At 44.1% G+C, this 20,463-nt stretch carries 20 protein-coding genes and 1 other RNA gene; 14 read left to right on the forward strand and 7 right to left on the reverse strand.

Features of this window, described 5'->3' with window-relative positions:
• Positions 1 to 48: 48 nt before the first annotated feature.
• A complete protein-coding gene (locus tag GKR48_RS05735; RefSeq protein ID WP_336431123.1) occupies positions 49 to 777 on the forward strand; it encodes an oxidative stress defense protein in 729 nt (242 codons plus the stop codon).
• On the opposite strand, the gene GKR48_RS05740 is transcribed toward GKR48_RS05735, so the two are convergent.
• Positions 767 to 1,687, reverse strand: a complete 921-nt coding sequence (locus GKR48_RS05740; RefSeq protein ID WP_036951157.1) for a LysR family transcriptional regulator ArgP — start codon at positions 1,685 to 1,687, stop codon at positions 767 to 769. The two genes, GKR48_RS05735 and GKR48_RS05740, sit on opposite strands and share 11 nt — an antisense overlap.
• A 197-nt stretch (positions 1,688 to 1,884) precedes the next feature.
• On the opposite strand from GKR48_RS05740, the gene rpiA reads away from it, so the two are divergent.
• Both rpiA and serA read left to right on the forward strand, forming a co-directional pair.
• On the forward strand, positions 1,885 to 2,544 hold the full coding sequence (rpiA, locus tag GKR48_RS05745; RefSeq protein WP_154627363.1) for a ribose-5-phosphate isomerase RpiA: 660 nt from the start codon (positions 1,885 to 1,887) through the stop codon (positions 2,542 to 2,544).
• Positions 2,545 to 2,994: 450 nt separating this feature from the next.
• On the forward strand, positions 2,995 to 4,245 hold the full coding sequence (gene serA / locus GKR48_RS05750) for a phosphoglycerate dehydrogenase (protein ID WP_154627364.1): 1,251 nt from the start codon (positions 2,995 to 2,997) through the stop codon (positions 4,243 to 4,245).
• 36 nt (positions 4,246 to 4,281) lie between these two features.
• On the opposite strand, the gene GKR48_RS05755 is transcribed toward serA, so the two are convergent.
• The 3 genes from GKR48_RS05755 to zapA all read right to left on the reverse strand — a co-directional run bounded on the left by GKR48_RS05755 (position 4,282) and on the right by zapA (position 5,642).
• Positions 4,282 to 4,884, reverse strand: a complete 603-nt coding sequence (locus GKR48_RS05755) for a 5-formyltetrahydrofolate cyclo-ligase (RefSeq protein WP_230088610.1) — start codon at positions 4,882 to 4,884, stop codon at positions 4,282 to 4,284.
• A 135-nt stretch (positions 4,885 to 5,019) separates the two neighbouring features.
• Positions 5,020 to 5,202: non-coding RNA, 6S RNA (gene ssrS / locus GKR48_RS05760), on the reverse strand.
• A 110-nt stretch (positions 5,203 to 5,312) separates the two neighbouring features.
• Positions 5,313 to 5,642, reverse strand: a complete 330-nt coding sequence (zapA, locus tag GKR48_RS05765; protein ID WP_036951152.1) for a cell division protein ZapA — start codon at positions 5,640 to 5,642, stop codon at positions 5,313 to 5,315.
• 221 nt (positions 5,643 to 5,863) lie between these two features.
• On the opposite strand from zapA, the gene GKR48_RS05770 reads away from it, so the two are divergent.
• The 7 genes from GKR48_RS05770 (at position 5,864) to gcvP (ending at position 15,537) form a co-directional block, all read left to right on the forward strand.
• A complete protein-coding gene (locus tag GKR48_RS05770) occupies positions 5,864 to 6,442 on the forward strand; it encodes a YecA/YgfB family protein (protein ID WP_154602554.1) in 579 nt (192 codons plus the stop codon).
• A 164-nt stretch (positions 6,443 to 6,606) separates the two neighbouring features.
• Positions 6,607 to 7,929 (forward strand): Xaa-Pro aminopeptidase, encoded by a 1,323-nt coding sequence (gene pepP / locus GKR48_RS05775; RefSeq protein ID WP_154627365.1) that lies wholly within the window; start codon positions 6,607 to 6,609, stop codon positions 7,927 to 7,929.
• A gap of 37 nt (positions 7,930 to 7,966) precedes the next feature.
• Positions 7,967 to 9,145, forward strand: a complete 1,179-nt coding sequence (gene ubiH, locus GKR48_RS05780) for a 2-octaprenyl-6-methoxyphenyl hydroxylase (RefSeq protein WP_154627366.1) — start codon at positions 7,967 to 7,969, stop codon at positions 9,143 to 9,145.
• A 25-nt stretch (positions 9,146 to 9,170) separates the two neighbouring features.
• Entirely contained in the window at positions 9,171 to 10,397 is a 1,227-nt protein-coding gene (ubiI, locus tag GKR48_RS05785) for an FAD-dependent 2-octaprenylphenol hydroxylase (RefSeq protein WP_154627367.1), read from the forward strand.
• A 494-nt stretch (positions 10,398 to 10,891) separates the two neighbouring features.
• The gene (gcvT, locus tag GKR48_RS05790) at positions 10,892 to 11,986 is read left to right on the forward strand and encodes a glycine cleavage system aminomethyltransferase GcvT (RefSeq protein WP_154602559.1); all 1,095 of its coding nucleotides are present in this window, start codon (positions 10,892 to 10,894) and stop codon (positions 11,984 to 11,986) included.
• A 92-nt stretch (positions 11,987 to 12,078) separates the two neighbouring features.
• Positions 12,079 to 12,471, forward strand: a complete 393-nt coding sequence (gene gcvH, locus GKR48_RS05795; protein ID WP_154627368.1) for a glycine cleavage system protein GcvH — start codon at positions 12,079 to 12,081, stop codon at positions 12,469 to 12,471.
• A gap of 189 nt (positions 12,472 to 12,660) precedes the next feature.
• The gene (gene gcvP, locus GKR48_RS05800; protein WP_154627369.1) at positions 12,661 to 15,537 is read left to right on the forward strand and encodes an aminomethyl-transferring glycine dehydrogenase; all 2,877 of its coding nucleotides are present in this window, start codon (positions 12,661 to 12,663) and stop codon (positions 15,535 to 15,537) included.
• A 68-nt stretch (positions 15,538 to 15,605) separates the two neighbouring features.
• Here gcvP and GKR48_RS05805 read toward each other — a convergent pair whose 3' ends face one another.
• Both GKR48_RS05805 and ygfZ read right to left on the reverse strand, forming a co-directional pair.
• On the reverse strand, positions 15,606 to 16,226 hold the full coding sequence (locus GKR48_RS05805; protein ID WP_154627370.1) for an HD domain-containing protein: 621 nt from the start codon (positions 16,224 to 16,226) through the stop codon (positions 15,606 to 15,608).
• Positions 16,227 to 16,237: 11 nt separating this feature from the next.
• Positions 16,238 to 17,224, reverse strand: coding sequence for a tRNA-modifying protein YgfZ (gene ygfZ, locus GKR48_RS05810; RefSeq protein ID WP_154627371.1), 987 nt, complete (start codon positions 17,222 to 17,224; stop codon positions 16,238 to 16,240).
• A 291-nt stretch (positions 17,225 to 17,515) separates the two neighbouring features.
• On the opposite strand from ygfZ, the gene sdhE reads away from it, so the two are divergent.
• On the forward strand, positions 17,516 to 17,782 hold the full coding sequence (gene sdhE, locus GKR48_RS05815) for an FAD assembly factor SdhE (RefSeq protein ID WP_036951240.1): 267 nt from the start codon (positions 17,516 to 17,518) through the stop codon (positions 17,780 to 17,782).
• Positions 17,763 to 18,173, forward strand: coding sequence for a protein YgfX (locus GKR48_RS05820; RefSeq protein ID WP_132495768.1), 411 nt, complete (start codon positions 17,763 to 17,765; stop codon positions 18,171 to 18,173). Before sdhE ends, GKR48_RS05820 begins: the two co-directional genes overlap by 20 nt.
• A gap of 25 nt (positions 18,174 to 18,198) precedes the next feature.
• On the opposite strand, the gene fldB is transcribed toward GKR48_RS05820, so the two are convergent.
• Positions 18,199 to 18,717 carry a flavodoxin FldB gene (fldB, locus tag GKR48_RS05825; RefSeq protein ID WP_154627372.1) on the reverse strand — a complete coding sequence of 173 codons (519 nt, stop codon included), beginning with the start codon at positions 18,715 to 18,717 and terminating at the stop codon, positions 18,199 to 18,201.
• Between the two features lie 117 nt (positions 18,718 to 18,834).
• Between fldB and xerD the strand changes: the two genes are divergently transcribed.
• Together xerD and dsbC are read left to right on the forward strand one after the other, a co-directional pair.
• Positions 18,835 to 19,737, forward strand: coding sequence for a site-specific tyrosine recombinase XerD (gene xerD, locus GKR48_RS05830; RefSeq protein ID WP_272521467.1), 903 nt, complete (start codon positions 18,835 to 18,837; stop codon positions 19,735 to 19,737).
• An 18-nt stretch (positions 19,738 to 19,755) separates the two neighbouring features.
• Positions 19,756 to 20,457 (forward strand): bifunctional protein-disulfide isomerase/oxidoreductase DsbC, encoded by a 702-nt coding sequence (gene dsbC, locus GKR48_RS05835; RefSeq protein WP_154627373.1) that lies wholly within the window; start codon positions 19,756 to 19,758, stop codon positions 20,455 to 20,457.
• Positions 20,458 to 20,463 lie beyond the last annotated feature (6 nt).

Consider the following 20,463-nt stretch of genomic DNA (forward strand, 5'->3'; position numbering starts at 1 on the left):
TGATGAGCTTCCTTTTTATTGTAGAGAAAAACACCATTGGGAGGTTCTGTGAAATTGAAATCTATCGTTGTTGCTGCCCTGCTGGCAGGTCTTGCGGTACCAACCATGTCATTGGCAAGTGCCGTGCCAGAAGGTCCACATATTTCAACATCAGCACGTGGTGCTGTGAAAGTGGCGCCAGATATGGCGACGCTGAGCATTAATGTGCAAGTGACCAATAAAGATGCCGCTGCTGCGAAAGCCGCCGTTGATAAGCGTGTTGCTGAATATTATGAATTCCTAAAGAAAAATGGCATTGAAAAGCAAGATATTGAAGCTGCCAATGTACGTACGCAACCAAACTATGATTATAGTTCGACTGCTAAGGCGTCTTTAAAAGGCTATACCGCGACAAGAACCGTTGAAGTCAAAGTGAAAAAACTGGATCAACTGAATGTTCTGCTCGATGGCGCATTAGCGGCAGGATTGAATGAAATTAATTCAGTACAATTTGGCGTGAATGATCCGCAGAAATATCGTAATGCAGCGCGTGACCAAGCGATGAAGAATGCTCAACAGCAGGCTGAAGCGCTGGCGAAAGGGTTTAATGCACAGCTAGGGCCGATTTACAGCATTAATTATAATGCTCCATCAGATGTACCATACCCAATGGCGATGCGTAGTCGTGGTGGCGCGTTGAAAGCTGCTGCTCAAGATCTCAATGTTGATGAGACCTATGAGCAACAACGTATTGATTTTAATGACCAAGTCGATGTGGTTTTTGAAATTAAGCGTTAATTTCGGCAGCAATTTCATCATCTTGTTTTAGCATCTGGCGTCCTGTTTTCAGCAGGGCGTCAGTCACTTTCTTCATTGTGCGGCTTTCTGGCGCAAAGCGATGCCAATAAAGCATCCGTCGTTGGCATAACCCCGGTGTTAAATCGATCAGCTCACCATTTTCTAATTCACTGGCAATTTGCAAATGCGGGATCATACAGCATGTTGAACCCTGCTTTGCTAGCTGCACAAATGCTTCCGATGAGTTAACAATATGGCAAGGGACGCTACCTGGAGAGAGACCAAAGTTTTGTTGTACAAAGGCTTGGTGCATATCATCTAAGTGGTCAAAGGCCACGGCTGGCGCTTTTAATAACGATGCGCGAGTCACACCTTCAGGGAAATATTTAGCCGCAAAGCCAGGGGACGCCACGAAAATATAGTCCAGAGCACCCAGTTTATCGACTAGACAGCCCGGTAGCGCTTGTGGCTGAATACTGATAGCACCGACTACCTCACCACGTCTTAAACGTTCTTGGGTGCGGGTTTCATCTTCCACTTGGATGTTTAAGCGAATGGGGGTGTTACCCAGTACGGGATTTAATGCCGGTAAGAACCAAGTTGCCAAGCTATCGGCGTTTACCGCTAAGGAGAGCAATAATGGGGTAGAGCCGCTGTTTTCATCTCCAAGCCACTGTTCTTCGAGTAATTCTACTTGATGAAGCAGCGCTAGCAGTTTTTGACCTTGTTCAGTCGGATGTGGCGGAACAGTACGCACGAGTAAAGGTTGACCAAAAAGGTTTTCTAACTGTTTGATTCGTTGAGAAACCGCAGATTGGGTGATACACAATTTTTGTGCTGCTCGTTCAAATCCGCGTTCACGAATGACGGCATCCAGTGCTTGCAAGGCGCGATAATCAGGGCGCTTCATCAAAAACTCTCCTTCTTGTTATTCTGCTAATCACTATGCCATATTTTTAGGGATAACACTTGCAAATATTCCTAAAGGGTATTTTTCATAAGAAGTAGTGCACAATCCCTAATAACAATACTGCAACTTGCTGGGTGTCCGGTATATACTATTGGACATCTACTTAATGACTCATTATTTCAGCATAAGGCTCTCGCATGACTCAGGATGAATTAAAAAAAGCAGTAGGTTGGGCGGCATTAGAATATGTTAAACCGGGCACCATTGTTGGTGTCGGTACAGGTTCTACCGCATCTCACTTTATTGATGCATTAGCAACAATGAAGGGGCAAATCGAAGGCGCTGTCTCTAGTTCTGAAGCGTCAACTCAGAAATTAAAATCCTTGGGTATTCCCGTTTTTGACTGCAATAGCGTAGATTTATTAGATGTCTATGTTGATGGCGCTGATGAAGTTGACGGTAACATGAACATGATCAAAGGCGGCGGTGCAGCGTTAACTCGTGAAAAAATCGTGTCTGCTATTGCTAAAACATTCGTGTGTATCGTAGACCAATCTAAGCTGGTGGGCGTACTGGGTAAATTCCCTCTGCCAGTGGAAGTGATCCCAATGGCGCGTAGCTATGTGGCTCGTGAGCTAGTCAAACTGGGGGGGCAGCCAGTTTACCGTGAAAATGTGGTAACGGATAACGGTAACGTTATTTTAGATGTTCACAACTTAGAAATCCTCGACCCAGTGGCTTTAGAAAATAAAATCAACGGGATTGCTGGCGTCGTCACAGTCGGATTATTTGCTAACCGCGGTGCGGATGTCGTGCTGATGGGAACAGCTGATGGCGTAAAAACTATTAAGTTATAATTAGCTAGAATGAATGATAAGCCAGTGGATTTTCGAGTTCACTGGCTTATTTTGTTTTTGGCTAGCTTATTTTATTTTTGAGTAGATAGTTGGACGGTTAATGACTTTTGCAAATATCATCAACATGAAAATTATTTAAATTTTTTTTACCTTCCGTTATTTTGGTGATATATCTCACACAAATGCCCATTAGGTGGGCAAAATGCTTATTTTGTGTTACCGCTCTAGATTTTCCACCATATAACTTCTTTTTCATCACACATTTTAGCAGAGTCTAAGCAATCGTTTGTATTGCTACTGCGCTGGATTTTGCTATGTTGGTATTCTCGTTTTATTTCAAGGTGCATGTGAAGGGGCTGGAGTGCCTTAATTTCATGGCGTGCATCTCGAATTATTTTGAGTTCATACGAAATTCATCGGTCAAAAATTAAGTACGATAGGGTAGGGTAAATGGTCAAGGTATCTTTGCAGAAAGACAAAATTAAATTTTTACTGCTCGAAGGTGTTCACCAAAGTGCTGTGGATAACCTCAAAGCAGCGGGTTACACCAATATCGAATATCACAAAAGCGCGCTGTCGGACGAAGAACTAAAAGAAGCGATTAAAGACGCGCGTTTTGTGGGGATCCGCTCCCGTACTCATTTGACGGAAGAGATCTTTGCTGCCGCAGAAAAGCTGGTGGCTGTGGGATGTTTCTGTATTGGAACCAACCAAGTTGATCTCGATGCTGCAGCGAAGCGCGGTATTCCTGTCTTTAACGCACCATTCTCCAACACCCGTTCCGTGGCGGAAATGGTATTAGGCCAGTTATTACTGTTGTTACGTCGTATTCCTGAAGCGAATATGCAAGCTCACCGTGGGATCTGGGAAAAACAAGCGAAGGGTTGTTTTGAGGCTCGTGGTAAGCGCTTAGGTATTGTTGGTTATGGTCATATCGGCACACAGTTAGGGATTTTAGCTGAAGGTATCGGTATGGATGTTTACTTCTATGATATCGAAAACAAATTACCATTAGGTAACGCAACTCAAGTTCGTTCATTACCAGAATTATTAAAAATGAGCGATGTAGTGAGCCTACATGTGCCTGAAACTGCAAGCACAAAGAATATGTTTGGCGAAGCACAGTTCGAGCAAATGAAGCAAGGTGCGATTTTCATCAACGCATCACGCGGTACTGTCGTTGATATTCCTGCATTAAGTGCAGCGTTAGAGAGCAAAAAACTCTCAGGTGCAGCGGTTGACGTATTCCCAACGGAGCCTGCGGCAAACAACGATCCTAATGATCCATTCATCTCTGAGTTGATTAAATTCGATAACGTGATCCTGACTCCACATATCGGTGGTTCAACAGAGGAAGCACAAGAAAATATCGGCTTAGAAGTAGCAAGCAAGCTGGCAAAATACTCAGATAATGGTTCAACATTATCTGCGGTTAACTTCCCTGAAGTTTCTCTGCCAGTGCATATGGATGATACTAACCGCTTACTGCACATTCATGAAAACCGCCCTGGTATCATGAACAGTATCAACCAAGTGTTTACTGAAAATAACATTAACGTGGTCGGGCAATACCTGAGAACTTCCGGTAATGTGGGCTACGTGGTTATTGATGTGCTAACGCAGTCGCCAAGCCAAGCGGATGAAGTATTACTGAAATTAAAATCTCTACCGGGCACTATCCGCGCTCGTCTGTTGTTCTAATCAGTCGATATATTAAAAACACCGTGGCGTTGGTATTTACCAGCGCCATATTTTTTTCGGGGTAATAATTTCTGGCAACGGAATATCCCAATGCGCAACGGGTAAATCTTCAACTAACTGACAATCATGGGCGAGCCCAATAGGATAAAAGCCAGTTTGTTGCCAGTTTGCCAATGTTCTATCATAAAATCCGCCACCCATTCCTAACCGTTGTCCTTGGCTATCAAAGGCCACCAGCGGGACCATCATAATATCCAGTTGCTCGATAGGTAATACATCCAAGACATTCAATTGTGGTTCTTCAATATTAAATTTATTTTTTACTAAGATAGTCTTCGGCGTGTAGTGCAAAAATAACAAATGATGAGAATTAAAGGGATGAATAACGGGGAGATAAACTTGTTTTCCGTGATCCCAAAGGGTTTGGATTAATGGACGTGTATTAATTTCACCATCGAACGAAAGAAATAGGGCAATCGTTTTAGCTGACGCTATTTTGGGATGATTAAGTATGTGAGCGATAATGTGTTGAGCCGCGTTATCTTGGGCTTCTAGTGTCAGTTCCCGTCTAGTTGCTCGAATGGATTTACGGATTTTTTGACGTAGTGAAGAGAGCGTATCTGACATAACCATTCCCATAAATCATTTCCTAATAGCAAGTTGATAACTCGTGGAAAAACCTACGAAACAGTATATCGCAAGGAATAGGAATAAGTAATTTTTAGCGCGGGTTTGGGATTTTGTGCAAAGAATAAGAGCAGACTAAATAGAAGGGAGGTCTCCAAGATGCCGTTGTAGGCTGTAACCCTTGAACCCTTGGTTCAAGGTGAACGCAGTTTAGCAACCTTTAGGCTTCCTGAGCGAATCAGGCATGCTCACCAGCGCAATAACCACATTCTGTTTGGTATGAAATATCGGCTCAGGGGACTTACCCACTGACGCGCATCTCAGAGAAATTTGTTTTGAGAACTTTCGTTACTCAGTGATTGCATTGTACGAAATTAGAGTATAAATGCAACCTAATTTTTCGTTTTATTTTTTTACTAGTGATTGATTAATAAGCATATTTACTCTAGGGGCAATACCTGCCTCTCAGTGATTTTCACCTGATCGTGCAATGCTTGTTCAATTGTCTGTTGCAATACTTTTATCTTCTCTTCCATATTATAAGCATAATCGCGCGTTTTTGTCTTTTCTTGTGCTAATTCGTGACAGACGTTCAATGCGACAATGAAAATAAGCTGTTCAGTGTTAGTGACACCGCTTCGGTCTTTTAACGTTTTTAAGCGTTCTTCTAATTCTTTTGCTGACTCTAAGAGCGCTTCTTTTTGTTCTATTGGGCAATTAACGCGCATAGAGCGCCCAAAAATCTGAATATCAACGGGTTGTGCGGACATGGTACCTCCATACTAAAATCGTTTTCGCCAATAAAAGTAGGACATTTGGCGTAAATGTTGTTAATTTTTGCATAGCTTATGCTGAGATAGGCATTGGCGATATATTACTAGTTTAGAATAAAAATAAGCTAATAATAACTCAGACAAAAAAAGCAGGCTGGTCTAGCGGCTATCCTTGGTGGTAGCATATCACGAATCCCAAGCTAACATGACGAATTCAGATGTCTATACAAAAATCTTTACCTAACTATGAATCGTTGGACAACTTACTCCAACAGCACTCAATCGCACTCACTGCCGCCGAGATCCATGGTTTAATAACCGGACTGATTTGCGGAGGAAGCCGTGATCACGGTTGGCAAACGCTTGTTCATGATCTGGCGAATGACGGGCTTGCATTTCCGCAAACCGTTTCACAACCGTTGCGCGAGCTATATGACCTCACATTTGAAGCATTAGATGACACCGAATTTGCATTCAACATGCTATTTCCGGATGAAGACGCTTCTGTGTTTGACCATGCAGACGCACTGGCTGGCTGGGTTAACCACTTCTTACTTGGTATTGGCGTTGCTCAACCTAAATTGACTGATAAAAAAGAGATTAGTGAAGTAATTACTGATCTACGTAACATCGGTATGCTTGGTTATGATGAAGAAGAAGACCAAGAAGAGTTAGAGCAAGCATTAGAAGAAGTTGTTGAATATGTGAGAGTTGCCGTTCAACTGTGTTACATCGCACTGGCTGAGCCGAAAAAAGGTCCAACCGCTGTCGAGAATATCAAGCCCGTTCTTCACTAATCTATAATACTAGGTAGCGACCCACTAACTGTAGGCTTTCTGCATTGTCAGTCACCTACGGTTAAGGAACGGATTTACCTAATTTAAACTGATTGCCGTTTGATTTTTAGCTAATTATCAAACAAGCAACCAACCTAAAACCCAAATAATAAGGCAATAACGGTATGAATAAGCAGGAATTTATTTCTCGTCGTAATGCATTATTGGCTCAAATGGCGCCAGCAAGTGCTGCTATTATCTTCTCAGCACCGGAAGCACAACGTAATGCGGATTGCGAATATCCGTATCGCCAGCACAGTGATTTTCTGTATCTGACTGGATTTAGTGAGCCAGAAGCGGTTTTAGTTTTAATAAAAAGTGACGAGAAACATAGCCACACCGTGCTGTTCAACCGTGTTCGCGATCTCACGGCAGAAATTTGGTTTGGGCGTCGTTTAGGTCAAGATGCGGCACCGGAAAAACTCGGTGTTGATAAAGCGCTGCCATTTGATGAAATCGTTGATCAGCTCTATCAATTACTCAACGGCCTCGATGTGATTTATCACGCTCAAGGTGAATTTGATTACGCGGATAAACTGGTTTTCGGTGCGTTGGATGTCCTGCGCCGAGGAAGCCGTCGCAATTTAAAAGCCCCTCGTACTGTCATTGACTGGCGTCCAATGGTGCACGAAATGCGCCTATTTAAGTCGGATGCAGAAATGGCGGTCATGCGTAAAGCGGGTGAAATCTCGGCATTAGCGCATATTCGTGCGATGGAAACTTGCCGCCCGAATATGTATGAATATCAACTCTGTGGTGAGATTGAGTATGAATTTACTCGCCATGGTGCGCGTTTCCCATCCTATAACACCATCGTCGGTAGTGGCGAAAACGCCTGCATTTTGCACTACATAGAAAATGAATGTGCGATGAAAGACGGGGACTTAGTCCTGATTGATGCCGGTGCAGAGTTAGAAGGTTACGCCGGAGATATCACCCGAACTTTTCCTGTAAATGGAAAATTTACCAAAGAGCAGCGTGAAATTTACGATATCGTTCTTCAATCTATCAATACCGCATTAGAACTGTATCGCCCTGGTACCAGCATTCACGAAGTGACTCGCCAAATTGTTCGTATTAAAACGGAAGGCTTAGTGAAATTAGGCATTTTGCAGGGTGATGTCGAACAATTGATCGAAAACAAAGCGTATCATCCATTTTTTATGCATGGTTTAAGCCATTGGCTGGGCTTAGATGTTCATGATGTCGGTTTCTACGGTGTAGAAAGAGACCGCATTTTAGAGCCAGGCATGGTGCTGACTATTGAACCGGGATTATATATTGCGCCAGACGCTGATGTACCGCCTCAATACCGTGGTATTGGTGTTCGCATAGAAGACGATATTCTTATCACTGAAGATGGGAATGAAAATTTAACGGCGATGGTCGTCAAAGATCCTGATGAAATTGAAGCGTTAATGGCGGCAGCTAAAAAACGCTTAGGTTAAGCAGTAAAAAGTAATAATAGAAGGTAATTAACAACCTATGAATGTGATTATTGTTGGGGGAGGAATGGCTGGTGCGACATTGGCACTGGCGATTTCATCACTCAGTCAAGGACGTGTTTCGGTATCAATTATCGAAGCATCTCAACCGGATAACCAACATCCGGGCTTTGATGCACGAGCGATTGCGTTAGCGCACGGCACTTGCCAGTACTTATCATCGATAGGTGTTTGGTCTGCATTTGCTGATTGCGTCACCCCCATTAATCACGTTCATGTGTCCGATAGAGGGCACGCAGGGTTCGTTAATATTCATGCGGAAGATCATCAAATCACCGAATTGGGTAATGTGATTGAATTGCATGAAGCGGGCGCCCGTTTATTTTCACTGTTACGTAAAGCGCCTGGCGTTACACTTTATTGTCCCGCTAAAGTGGAGCATGTTAAGCGTACCGTGGAGAATGTGACTGTCACGTTAGACAGCGGTGAGCAAATCACGGGCAGTTTATTAGTGGCGGCGGATGGTAGTCGTTCCGCGATTGGCCAAGCTTGCAACATGCAATGGCAGCAAGATGATTATGGACAAGTGGCGATTATTGCCAATGTGAAAACCTCGATTGACCCCGCAGGTCGCGCCTTCGAGCGTTTTACTGAATTTGGTCCTTTGGCATTATTACCTATGTCTGAAGGGCGTAGCTCGTTAGTTTGGTGTCATCACCAAGAACATGCTGACGATATTAATGCGTGGGATGATGAAACCTTTATTCGCAAATTACAGCAAGCCTTTGGCTGGCGCTTAGGGGAAATTACCCAAGCGGGTAAACGTAATTGTTACCCATTAGTGTTAAGAAAAGCGGTGAATCCTGTCAGTCACCGTGTTGCGCTGGTGGGAAATGCGGCGCAGACATTACACCCAATTGCAGGGCAAGGTTTCAACCTTGGGATCCGTGATGTCATGCAATTAGCTGAATTAGTCGTCAATGCTCATGATAATCAGCAAGATATTGGTAGTTATTCATTGCTCAGTCAGTACCAACAAACCCGATTAGCCGACCGAGAAAAAACGGTCACCATGACTGATGGTCTGGTGCGTTTATTTGCTAATCGTTGCTTCCCATTAATCGTGGGGCGTAATTTAGGTCTGATGGTGATGGAGATGTTGCCGCCTGTTCGTGATGTTTTAGCCCGCCAAACCCTTGGCTGGGTCGCACATAAATAACCACAAAACTAAGAGGAATTAAAATATGCAATCGTTTGATGTGGTTATCGCCGGTGGTGGTATGGTTGGGCTCGCACTGGCATGTGGACTCGAAGGCAGTGGTTTACGTGTGGCGGTCGTTGAAAACCATCCACCTAAAACGCCATTCTCTGCTAACGCTCCTCATGCGCTACGCGTGTCGGCAATCAATGCTGCCAGTGAAAAATTATTGACTCATTTAGATGTGTGGTCAGTCATCAAAGGGATGCGTGCTGCCGCCTATAACGGGATGGAAGTGTGGGACAACCACAGTTTCGGCCGTATTGCTTTTTCCGCGCAAGACCAAAATCTCTCGCATTTAGGTCATATTGTTGAGAACAATGTGGTGCGCGACGCCTTATGGCAAAAAGCCAGCCAATTGCGCGATGTGACTTTACTGGCACCTGCAACTATCAAAAAGGTAGTGTGGGGGGAAAATGACGTTTTCATCACTTTAGACGATGAAAATATGTTAACGGCTCGCTTGATAGTCGGGGCAGACGGCGCAAATTCATGGTTGCGTAGCCACGCGGATATTCCGCTCACTTTCTGGGATTATGAACATACCGCACTGGTGGCAACCATTCGAACCGAACGCCCGCATGAAGGTATTGCCCGCCAAGCCTTTAATGGTGAAGGCATCCTCGCGTTCTTACCGTTAAGTGACCCGCATTTATGCTCGATTGTTTGGTCTTTGCCAAACTTAGCGGCGGCTCGTCGTCAAGATTTGGATAAGTTAGAATTTGAGAAAGAATTGACCGTCGCATTTGATGTTAATTTAGGTTTTTGCCAATTAGAAAGCGACCGTTTAACAATTCCGTTAACTGGGCGCTATGCACGCCAGTTCGCGGCGCAGCGTTTAGCGCTACTTGGGGATGCGGCTCACACCATTCATCCTCTAGCCGGTCAAGGTGTGAATCTTGGTTTTATGGATGTTGCTATGTTGATTGGTGAAATCAGAAGGCTGCACCGTGAAGGCAAAGACTTTGGTCAATATTTCTATTTGCGTGACTATGAACGTAGCCGCAAGCATAGCGCTGCGGTGATGTTAGCGGGTATGCAAGGTTTCCGTGAACTGTTTGATGGCAATAACCCTGCGAAGAAACTGCTGCGAGATATTGGCCTTGTTTTAGCGGACAGTTTGCCGGGGGTTAAACCGCAATTATTGAACCACGCAATGGGCTTGTCGGATATGCCTAAATGGTTGAAGCAACTACCGGCTAATAACGCTTAATTCCGCCTTAATTCTCTTCCAGATAACCTGAGTGTTTAATTTTAAATACTCAGGTTTTTTATTTTTTATTCCACCTCGTTAGCCGTTAGCCGTTAGCCGTTAGCCGTTAGCCTAGTCTACCAATAGCTGAGAAAAACTAATTTATCCATTATTTCGGATTAGTTTTTCTAATTCATGTGCTTTTTTGAATTTATCTGCATTTTTGGGGTAAGTCTCAATTTCGATGATATTTTGCGCAGTAATAAGCCAAATATGAAGGGATTGAGTGATCGTTCTCAATTATTTAACAAAAACCACTGGAAATGTAATGATGCAATGAGTAATACAGAGAGTACGTCACCCTATTTTTTTTTATAGCATCCAATTTCGAATGTTAGCGGTTTTGAATCAAATCCGATGATTTGCGTTTTGATGAAACGGGGTTTACAGACAAAAATTTATGCCGTTCATCGCGCGATCACCCCATCAGACACAGTAATGTAAAGAGGGTATTCATGGTAAAGCAAACGACTCTATATGATGAGCATATAGCCTGCGGTGCAAAAATGGTGGATTTCCACGGCTGGATGATGCCACTGCACTATGGTTCGCAAATCAACGAGCATAATATTGTTCGAACCGATGCAGGAATGTTTGATGTTTCCCACATGACGATTGTTGACTTACATGGTGAAGGTTGCCGTGATTTTCTTCGCTATCTTCTCGCCAATGATATTGCCAAGCTCACCATCAAAGGTCGCGCGCTGTATACCGGTATGCTGAATGCATCGGGTGGTGTGATTGATGACCTGATTGTTTATTACCTTGAAGATGACTTCTACCGCCTTGTGGTTAACTCTGCGACGCGAGACAAAGATATTGCGTGGATTGAGCAGCACGCAAAAGATTATGCGGTCGCGATTACTGTACGTGATGATTTGGCGTTAGTTGCTGTTCAAGGTCCGAAATCTCAAGAGAAAGTTCACACTTTACTGACCGATGAACAGCGTGCCGCCATCAAAGATATGAAGCCTTTCTATGGTGTCCAAACTGGTGATCTATTTATTGCGACCACAGGCTACACGGGTGAAAAAGGGTATGAAATTGCGATGCCGAAACAGCAGATCGTGGATTTCTGGCATAAATTGTTGAAAGCTGGCGTTCACCCTGCTGGTTTGGGGGCTCGTGATACTCTGCGCCTTGAAGCGGGTATGAATCTCTATGGGCAAGATATGGATGAATCTATTTCTCCATTAGCGGCCAATATGGGGTGGACAATTGCTTGGGAGCCGCAAGACAGAAACTTTATCGGTCGTGAAGCGCTGGAAAAACAGCGGGCCAAGGGTACCGATAAGCTGGTGGGCATCGTGATGCGCGAAAAAGGCATTCTGCGTGCCGAACAGGTTGTGCGCTTTACGGATGAATCAGGTAAATTGCATGAGGGGGTGATCACCAGTGGTTCATTCTCTCCAACGTTAGGTTTCAGTATCGCGTTAGCGCGTGTACCAAGTGACATTAAAAATCACGCTATCGTTGAAATTCGTCAGCGGGAAATGCCGGTTGAAGTGGTAAAACCCGGATTTGTCCGTGAAGGTAAGGCATTAGTGTAATTAGATATTTTCTAATACAAATTGATTTTAAAACGTTTTCTCAAAAACTTTTTCTCAAGAACATATGGTCAGAATCAAAAGAGAGGCTAGAAATGAGCAATGCACCTAAAGAATTAAGATATACCCGCGAACACGAATGGCTGCGTGATGAAGGTAATGGTGAATTCACGGTGGGTATCACTGAACATGCGCAAGAAACTTTAGGCGACATGGTGTTTGTTGATTTACCGGACGTGGGTGATGTAGTGAGCGCAGGGGACGACTGTGCTGTCGTTGAGTCTGTGAAAGCAGCATCCGATATTTATGCACCGATTAGTGGTGAAATCATTGCCGTTAACAATGCACTCAGCGACTCTCCAGAGCTGGTGAACGAATCGCCATATCAAGAAGGTTGGATTTTCCGTATTAAGATGAGCGATGACTCTCAGTTAGCTGATCTTATTGATGCTCAAGGTTATCTGAGCATGATCGCTGCGGAAGAGTAATTCACCGCTCCCAACTTTGTGCTGTAGCGAAATGGCTCGCTACAGTGCGAAGTTCCAAAAAAATAGAGCGTATTTTTCATCAGGGTGAGTGTGATCTCGTCCACTGACCTCACAGTTTATCAATAGGTTTATCATCGCTAGAGTCTTATAACCTACGCTACGCATAGCAAAAAGGATGGGAACACAGATATGTCGATGTCACTGAGTCAACTAGAAAACCGTTCAGAATTTATCTCGCGCCATATAGGGTCATCAGAACAACAAATAAAAACCATGTTAGGTACTGTTGGCGCGACTTCCCTCGATAATTTAATGGACAAAATTGTCCCGAAAGCCATTTTACTGCCTGAGCCACCAAGAGTCGGCGGTGGTGCTACCGAGCAAGAAGCCCTCGCAGAATTAAAAGGGATTGCCTCCCTGAATAAACGTTATAAAAGTTACATCGGCATGGGCTATGCCCCAGTGATCCTTCCTCCTGTTATCTTACGTAATTTGCTCGAAAACCCAGGTTGGTATACGGCTTATACTCCTTACCAGCCCGAAGTTTCCCAAGGTCGTCTTGAGTCACTGCTGAACTTCCAGCAATTAACGATTGATTTAACTGGCTTAGATTTAGCTTCAGCATCGTTATTGGATGAAGCAACAGCCGCTGCGGAAGCGATGGCCATGGCCAAACGCATCAGTAAATTGAAAAATGCAGAGCGCTTTTTTGTTGCGGATGATGTCCATCCTCAAACTCTTGATGTTGTGCGGACTCGTGCGGGTACATTTGGTTTTGAAGTGATTGTGGACAGCGCAGAGAAAGTACTGGAACACGAAGGTGTATTTGGTGCATTACTGCAACAGGTGGGCACCACGGGGAATATCCACGATTACAGCGAGCTATTTGCCAAACTAAAAGCGAAGAACATTGTTAGCTGTGTGGCTGCCGATATGATGGCATTAGTGCTATTAACAGCACCTGCAAAGCAAGGGGCTGATATCGTTTTCGGTTCGGCGCAGCGTTTTGGTGTTCCAATGGGGTACGGTGGTCCTCATGCTGCGTTCTTTGCCTGTAAAGATGAGTTCAAACGTGCGATGCCGGGACGCATTATCGGGGTTTCTCGTGATGCGGCGGGTCATACTGCGCTACGTATGGCGATGCAAACCCGTGAACAGCATATCCGCCGTGAAAAAGCGAACTCCAACATTTGTACCTCCCAAGTTTTACTGGCCAATATTGCCGCGATGTACGCGGTGTATCATGGGCCTGAAGGCTTGAAAATGATTGCTCAGCGCATTCATCGCTTTAGCTCGATTTTTGCGAAAGCGCTTACAGAGTCAGGCATCGCTCTACGCCATAAAACGTGGTTCGATACTCTGGCTATCGAAGTGGCAGACAAAGCGGCTGTTTTAGTGCGTGCCGAAAAAGCGCAAATAAACTTGCGCACAGATATTCACGGTGCAGTGGGCGTCACATTCAGTGAAATCACCACACGCCAAGACCTGAACGAATTGTTCTTTGTGATCACGGGTATTGACCAAAAACTGGATTTCGAAAAATTAGATAAGCAAGTTTCAGAAAGTGAAAGTGCAATTCCAGCCGCCATGTTGCGTGATGACGTGATTTTATCTCATCCTAATTTCCATCGTTATCATAGCGAAACGGAAATGATGCGCTATATGCACAGCTTAGAGCGTAAGGATTTAGCGCTGAACCAAGCGATGATCCCATTAGGTTCTTGCACCATGAAACTGAATGCTGCTGCTGAAATGTTGCCAATTACGTGGCCTGAATTTGGCGAATTACACCCGTTCTGTCCACCGGAGCAGGCGCAAGGCTATCACCAAATGATTGAGCAGCTTTCCCACTGGTTAGTTCAATTGACGGGATATGATGCTGTCTGTATGCAGCCTAACTCAGGGGCTCAAGGGGAATATGCGGGGCTATTAGCTATCCGTCGTTACCATGAAAGTCGCAATGAAGGCGCTCGTAATATCTGTTTGATCCCAGCCTCAGCTCACGGAACTAACCCTGCATCTGCTCACATGGCGGGTATGGAAGTCGTGGTAGTACGTTGTGATGATGAAGGTAACATTGACCTTGTTGACCTACGAGAAAAAGCGCAGGAGCACAGTGCTGCACTCTCTTGCGTGATGGTGACTTATCCGTCAACTCACGGTGTTTATGAAGAGAGCATTCGCGAAGTGTGTGAAATTATCCACCAATATGGCGGGCAAGTTTACTTAGATGGCGCGAATATGAATGCCCAAGTGGGACTGACAACACCGGGCTTTATCGGTGCGGATGTGTCTCACTTGAACTTACATAAAACCTTCTGTATTCCGCATGGCGGTGGCGGCCCAGGTATGGGACCTATCGGCGTGAAAAAACATTTAGCACCGTTTGTACCGGGTCACTCTGTCGTTACTCAAGAGATGCTGACCGAGCAAGGTGCAGTTTCTGCAGCGCCATTTGGTAGTGCTTCGATACTGCCAATTAGCTGGATGTATATCCGCATGATGGGCTCTCACGGGCTGAGAAAAGCTAGCCAAGTGGCAATCTTGAATGCGAACTATATTGCTAAGCGCTTAGCGGGTCGCTATGAGATCCTGTATACCGGACAAGAAGGTTATGTGGCTCACGAATGTATCGTGGATCTACGTCCAATCAAAAAAGATACGGGTATCAGCGAGCTGGATATTGCTAAGCGCCTGATTGACTATGGTTTCCATGCGCCAACGATGTCATTCCCAGTGGCGGGCACGCTGATGATCGAACCTACTGAGTCAGAAAGTATTGTGGAAATCGACCGCTTTATCGATGCCATGCTGGCTATCCGTGATGAGATTGACCAAGTGGTTCAAGGTAAATGGACGCTGGAAGATAACCCGTTAGTGAATGCGCCACACGTTCAAACCGAATTAGCAGAAGAGTGGGAACATGGTTATAGCCGTGAATTGGCAGTATTCCCATCTCACGCAACACGAGTGAACAAGTATTGGCCTGCGGTAAAACGCCTTGATGATGTTTATGGCGACCGTCATTTACATTGTTCTTGCGTGCCTATCGATGAGTATATGTAATTAATGTTCTAAGTGTTTAATATGAAAACGCCAGATATTTATCTGGCGTTTTTTGTTTTATTTTTTAACTATAGCAGCCAGCCTTTTTGGTGGGCTTGCTCTAATTGCTGTTCAAGTTGCAACCAAAACTCAGGCAGGATTTCTTGAATATAGTCACACTTACTGACAACTTGCTCATGGCGAATGTGATTTTCAACCCAGCTTTGGCCTTGGTTATGCAAGTTCAATAACATTGGCATCGCTCTGTCAATGGCATTGGCATATTTCGATTCCAAGGTTTCAACAGCATCATATTCATTCCATAATGCTAAGAACTCAGCATTTTGAGGACTAGGCAGTAAGTTAAACAGGCGGTTAGCTGCTTTGACTTCTTCATCATGAATAGCTTCACGAGCGGCATTATCAAACACTAAAACGTCACCCGCATCGATTTCGACGATATCATGAACGAGCGCAAGTTTAATGGCACGTTCGAGGTTAACACCCGGTACATAAGGAGCAAAAGCCATCGCAGCAACAGCAAACTGCCAGCTATGTTCGGCGGTGTTTTCGTGTCTTTCGCGGTTTAATAACTTATTCTTGCGATAAACGCTTTTCAGTTTATCGAGCTCCATCAAAAATTGGACGACTTCAGTAAAAGCCCCAAAATTCAAAACGTCGAGTGGCTTATTACTTGTTGCAGATGACATAAAAACCCCAGTTATTTATCTTCTTCTAATGAATAAGGTAGTGGCGCAATGGTCAGGCGGCTTTGTTCGTCACCCATAACGCGAAACAGACTATCGGCTTCCATATCGTTATTCATGATGATTTGGATGCTAAGTTCTCCATTCCCTAAACGCACAGCAGCAAGCACTGTTCCAGTACGGCGCCAATTTTCACCCAGTTGCCACTCAACACCATCACCAATAGTAGGAAGTGAGGAACCTGTGCCCGTTAGCCAGTACATAGCGCGTTTATTGGCACCACGGAACTTGGCGCGTGCGACCATTTCTTGGCCGGTATAGCAGCCTTTTTTAAAGCTAATACCGTGAGGAATAGCTTGTAAATTTGCCGCTTGTGGCAGATGTTGGGCACTATTTTCTTGGTCGATAACGGCAAAGCCTGAGGCAATGTCTAATGCTAACCATTGTTGGTCAGAAACCTGTGTTGCATTTAAGGTCTCTGCGAGATTTTGCGCAGTCGCTTCATCCGTAATAATTAAAAAACGCTCTGCGGGAAGATCAAAATGCAGAAGGGTGCTGTTGCCATCGGCAACAACTTGGTTTTGGATATCCGGTAGTGTGGCGAACACGGACGAAAGTGCTTCTCGCGCCCCTTGTCCTGCAACGCCAAGTAATTTCAGTTCCGGTTTCTTTTCAAAAGTGACTTTAGAGAAAACCGCGTATTTTTTTAATTCAGCGAGCTGGGCATCGGCAACACTTCGTCTTTCAATATAAGAAAAACCGTCTAAGTGATGGAATAAGCGTAGGTCACTCCACATTTTCCCTTTGGGATCGCAATGGGCGGTTAATGTGTGCGCATGTTCAAGTGTGCTGATATCGGCGGTGACTTGCCCTTGCAGATATTTTTCTGCATCGGCGCCGTGGAGATGAATAAGTTCCCAGTTTTCCAGTGAAATCAAAACAAGGGGCAAAGACTGAGAATCGAGGGGAAACTGTTGTGTGTTGTCTACATGGGAAGTCATGATTTCACCTGTTGTTCTTTATCTGATAATGGTGCTTAATGGTAAAATAGCTAGGTCACATTGCAAGCCTAAACCCGCATTAAAGTTCCGTTATCTTATTATTCAGCATAAGAGGGTAAATAGTTTGTAGAAAAACGGTATTTTACAACCTAAAATGTGAACTATGTAGAGTGTGACATGTTTTATTGACAGATTATCTGATAGAGTATTTAAAATAATCAATCTTATCAGTCAACTGCAACAAAAGGTCGTAGTGAAATGGATAATGGAATGCCTAGCGGGCAAAGTCAAATCGATATCAATAACAAGGCGCGAATTCATTGGGCGTGCAGAAGAGGCATGCGTGAGCTTGATATTTCTATCATGCCATTTTTTGAATATGAATATGACGAGCTAACAGATCACGACAAACGTGTTTTTGTGCGCCTACTCGAGTGTCCAGACCCAGATTTGTTCAATTGGTTGATGAATCACGGGCGTCCGGAGGACGAAGAACTGTTCTCTATGATTAAACTCATTCAAGAAAGAAATAAAAATCGTGGTCCTGTGGAAATCTAATCTTTCCATTTCATGGAAAACTCAGCTTTTTTCCACCTGTCTTCATGGGGTAACGGGCATTATTTTGCTGGTTGCACCATGGGCCCCAGGTAATTCAATGATTTGGCTGCCATTGTTAGTTGTGTTGGTAGCAAGTTGGGCAAAAAGCCAAAAAAATATCAGTAAAGTCAAAGGTGTGGCTGTATTGGTGAATGGCAACAAGCTGCAATGGAAAAAGAATGAGTGGGAAATTATCAAAGCGCCATGGTGTAGTCGCTTTGGTATTTTATTAACGCTTAATGCGTTGCAAGGTAAGCCTCAGAAGCTTCGCTTGTGGATTGCAAAGGATTCTGTTTCCGAAGAGAACTGGCGCAATCTCAATCAATTACTACTGCAATATCCTGATATTTGATATTGCAGTGAGTTGTACTTGGTGTTTAAAGAGCAGCTTCAATTTCTTGTAGGATCTGCTCGCACCATTGTGCGACTCGCTCATCAGTTTGTTCAAACTGGTTCACATCATCTAATGCAAGACCCACAAACATCGTACCATCTTCAGTGAGCGGTTTCGGGCTTTCAAACTCATAGCCTTCAGTCGGCCAAAAGCCAATAAACTGCGCGCCAGTCGGTTTAAGCTGGTGATAGAGCATACCGAGTGCATCTAAAAACCATTCGCTATAGTCAACTTGGTCACCCATGCCATACATTGCGACCATTTTATCCGCAAGGTTAAGTTTGGGAAGCGCTTCCCAAATTTCTAGCCAATCTTCCTGAATTTCACCAAAATCCCACGTAGGGATCCCCAAAATAAGAACATCGTACTGTTCCATTAATTCTGGCGGTGTATCGTTGACGTTATGGAGGGTAATGAAATCATCACCAAGAATGTCACGTATTTTTTCTGCGACCATTTCGGTATAGCAGGTACTTGAACCGTAAAAAAGACCTATTTTCATATATATTATTACTATATCCAGCGCTGGTTTTTATCACGAGGGACGTATTGTAACAGATGGTGCTACAATCAGGCATAATAGATTGCACTGTAATAATAAAGAGGCATAGGATCTGGCGTGGAACGTAAACAACTAAATCCTTTAATTGAACAGTTTCTTGATACAATTTGGTTGGAGCAAGATCTTGCTGAAAACACCTTGGCATCTTATCGTAATGATCTGCAATCGTTAGATAGATGGCTGGATGCACAGCAATTGCATTTGGAAAGTGTTCAGTCGATTGATTTGCAATCTTTTCTCGCAGAACGCATTGATGGCGGATACAAAGCCGCAAGTTCTGCGCGTTTATTAAGTTCGATTCGCCGGTTATTTCAATATTTTTACCGCGAAAAGATAAGAGCGGATGATCCTTCTGCGGTAATCGCAGCACCAAAAATTCCGCAGCGATTACCCAAAGATCTCAGTGAACAACAAGTTGAAGATTTGTTGAATGCACCTGCGACTGAAGACTCGCTTGAGTTACGAGACAAAGCGATGTTGGAAGTACTGTATGCCTGTGGCTTACGAGTCTCTGAGCTGATAGGGCTAACATTTTCGGATATCAGCTTGCGTCAAGGTGTCGTTCGGGTCGTTGGTAAAGGTGATAAAGAGCGTTTGATCCCTCTGGGAGAAGAGGCGATTTACTGGTTGGAAAAATATATCGCGCAGGGGCGCCCAGATTTACTGAATGGGAAAACTAGCGATGTTTTATTTCCAAGCAAACGTGGTACGAAGATGACCCGCCAGACATTTTGGCACCGAATAAAATATTATGCCGTTCTTGCTAATATTGATGGGGATGCGTTATCTCCTCACGTATTAAGGCATGCATTTGCAACCCATTTATTGAATCACGGCGCGGACTTGCGCGTTGTACAAATGTTGTTAGGTCACAGTGACCTATCCACAACCCAAATTTACACACATGTCGCTACTGAGCGGCTACGTGCTTTACATGAGCAGCATCATCCAAGAGGGTGATGGGTGAAAAGGATAAATATGAAACGCAAACTACTTGTTTTAGCCGCCTGCATCGCCTCATTAACGGCATCGGTTTATGGCGCAACGGAAGAAAAACTGATTATCGAAAAACTGGCACATTATAATATGCAAGTGGAATCCATTAAGCCCTCCCCAATTGTGGGATTAAATACGGTGGAAACGGATAACGGCGTAATTTATGTGACGGATGACGGTAAATACCTGTTGCAAGGTCCAATTTATGATCTCAGCGGAAAAGTTCCGGTGAACATCAGCAACCAGCCTTTATTGAAGAAGATGGAAGCGTTGAAAAACGAGATGATCATCTTCAAAGCACCTAATGAAAAATATGCGATAACTGTCTTTACTGATATTAGCTGTGGTTACTGTAAGAAATTGCACGAAACAGTGGGGGAGCTAAACAGTAAAGGGGTGACTGTGCGCTATTTAGCCTTCCCGCGTCAAGGGATGAAGAGCGACACGGCAAAACAGATGGCATCAATCTGGTGTAATGCGTTACCAAAAGATGCGTTGACTAAAGCGTTCAAAGGTGACGAAGTTGCCATGATTGATGACTGTAAAATTGATTTAGGTAATCATTTGAAATTAGGTCAATTATTTAAAGTTACGGGAACACCAGCCATTGTTTTACCAAGCGGACAAGTACTCCCTGGCTTTTTAAAACCTGACGAATTACTCCAAATACTTGAACAGAAATAATCATCA

The sequence above is a fragment of the Providencia sp. wls1943 genome (assembly GCF_009706275.1).
Lineage (GTDB): Bacteria > Pseudomonadota > Gammaproteobacteria > Enterobacterales > Enterobacteriaceae > Providencia > Providencia zhijiangensis.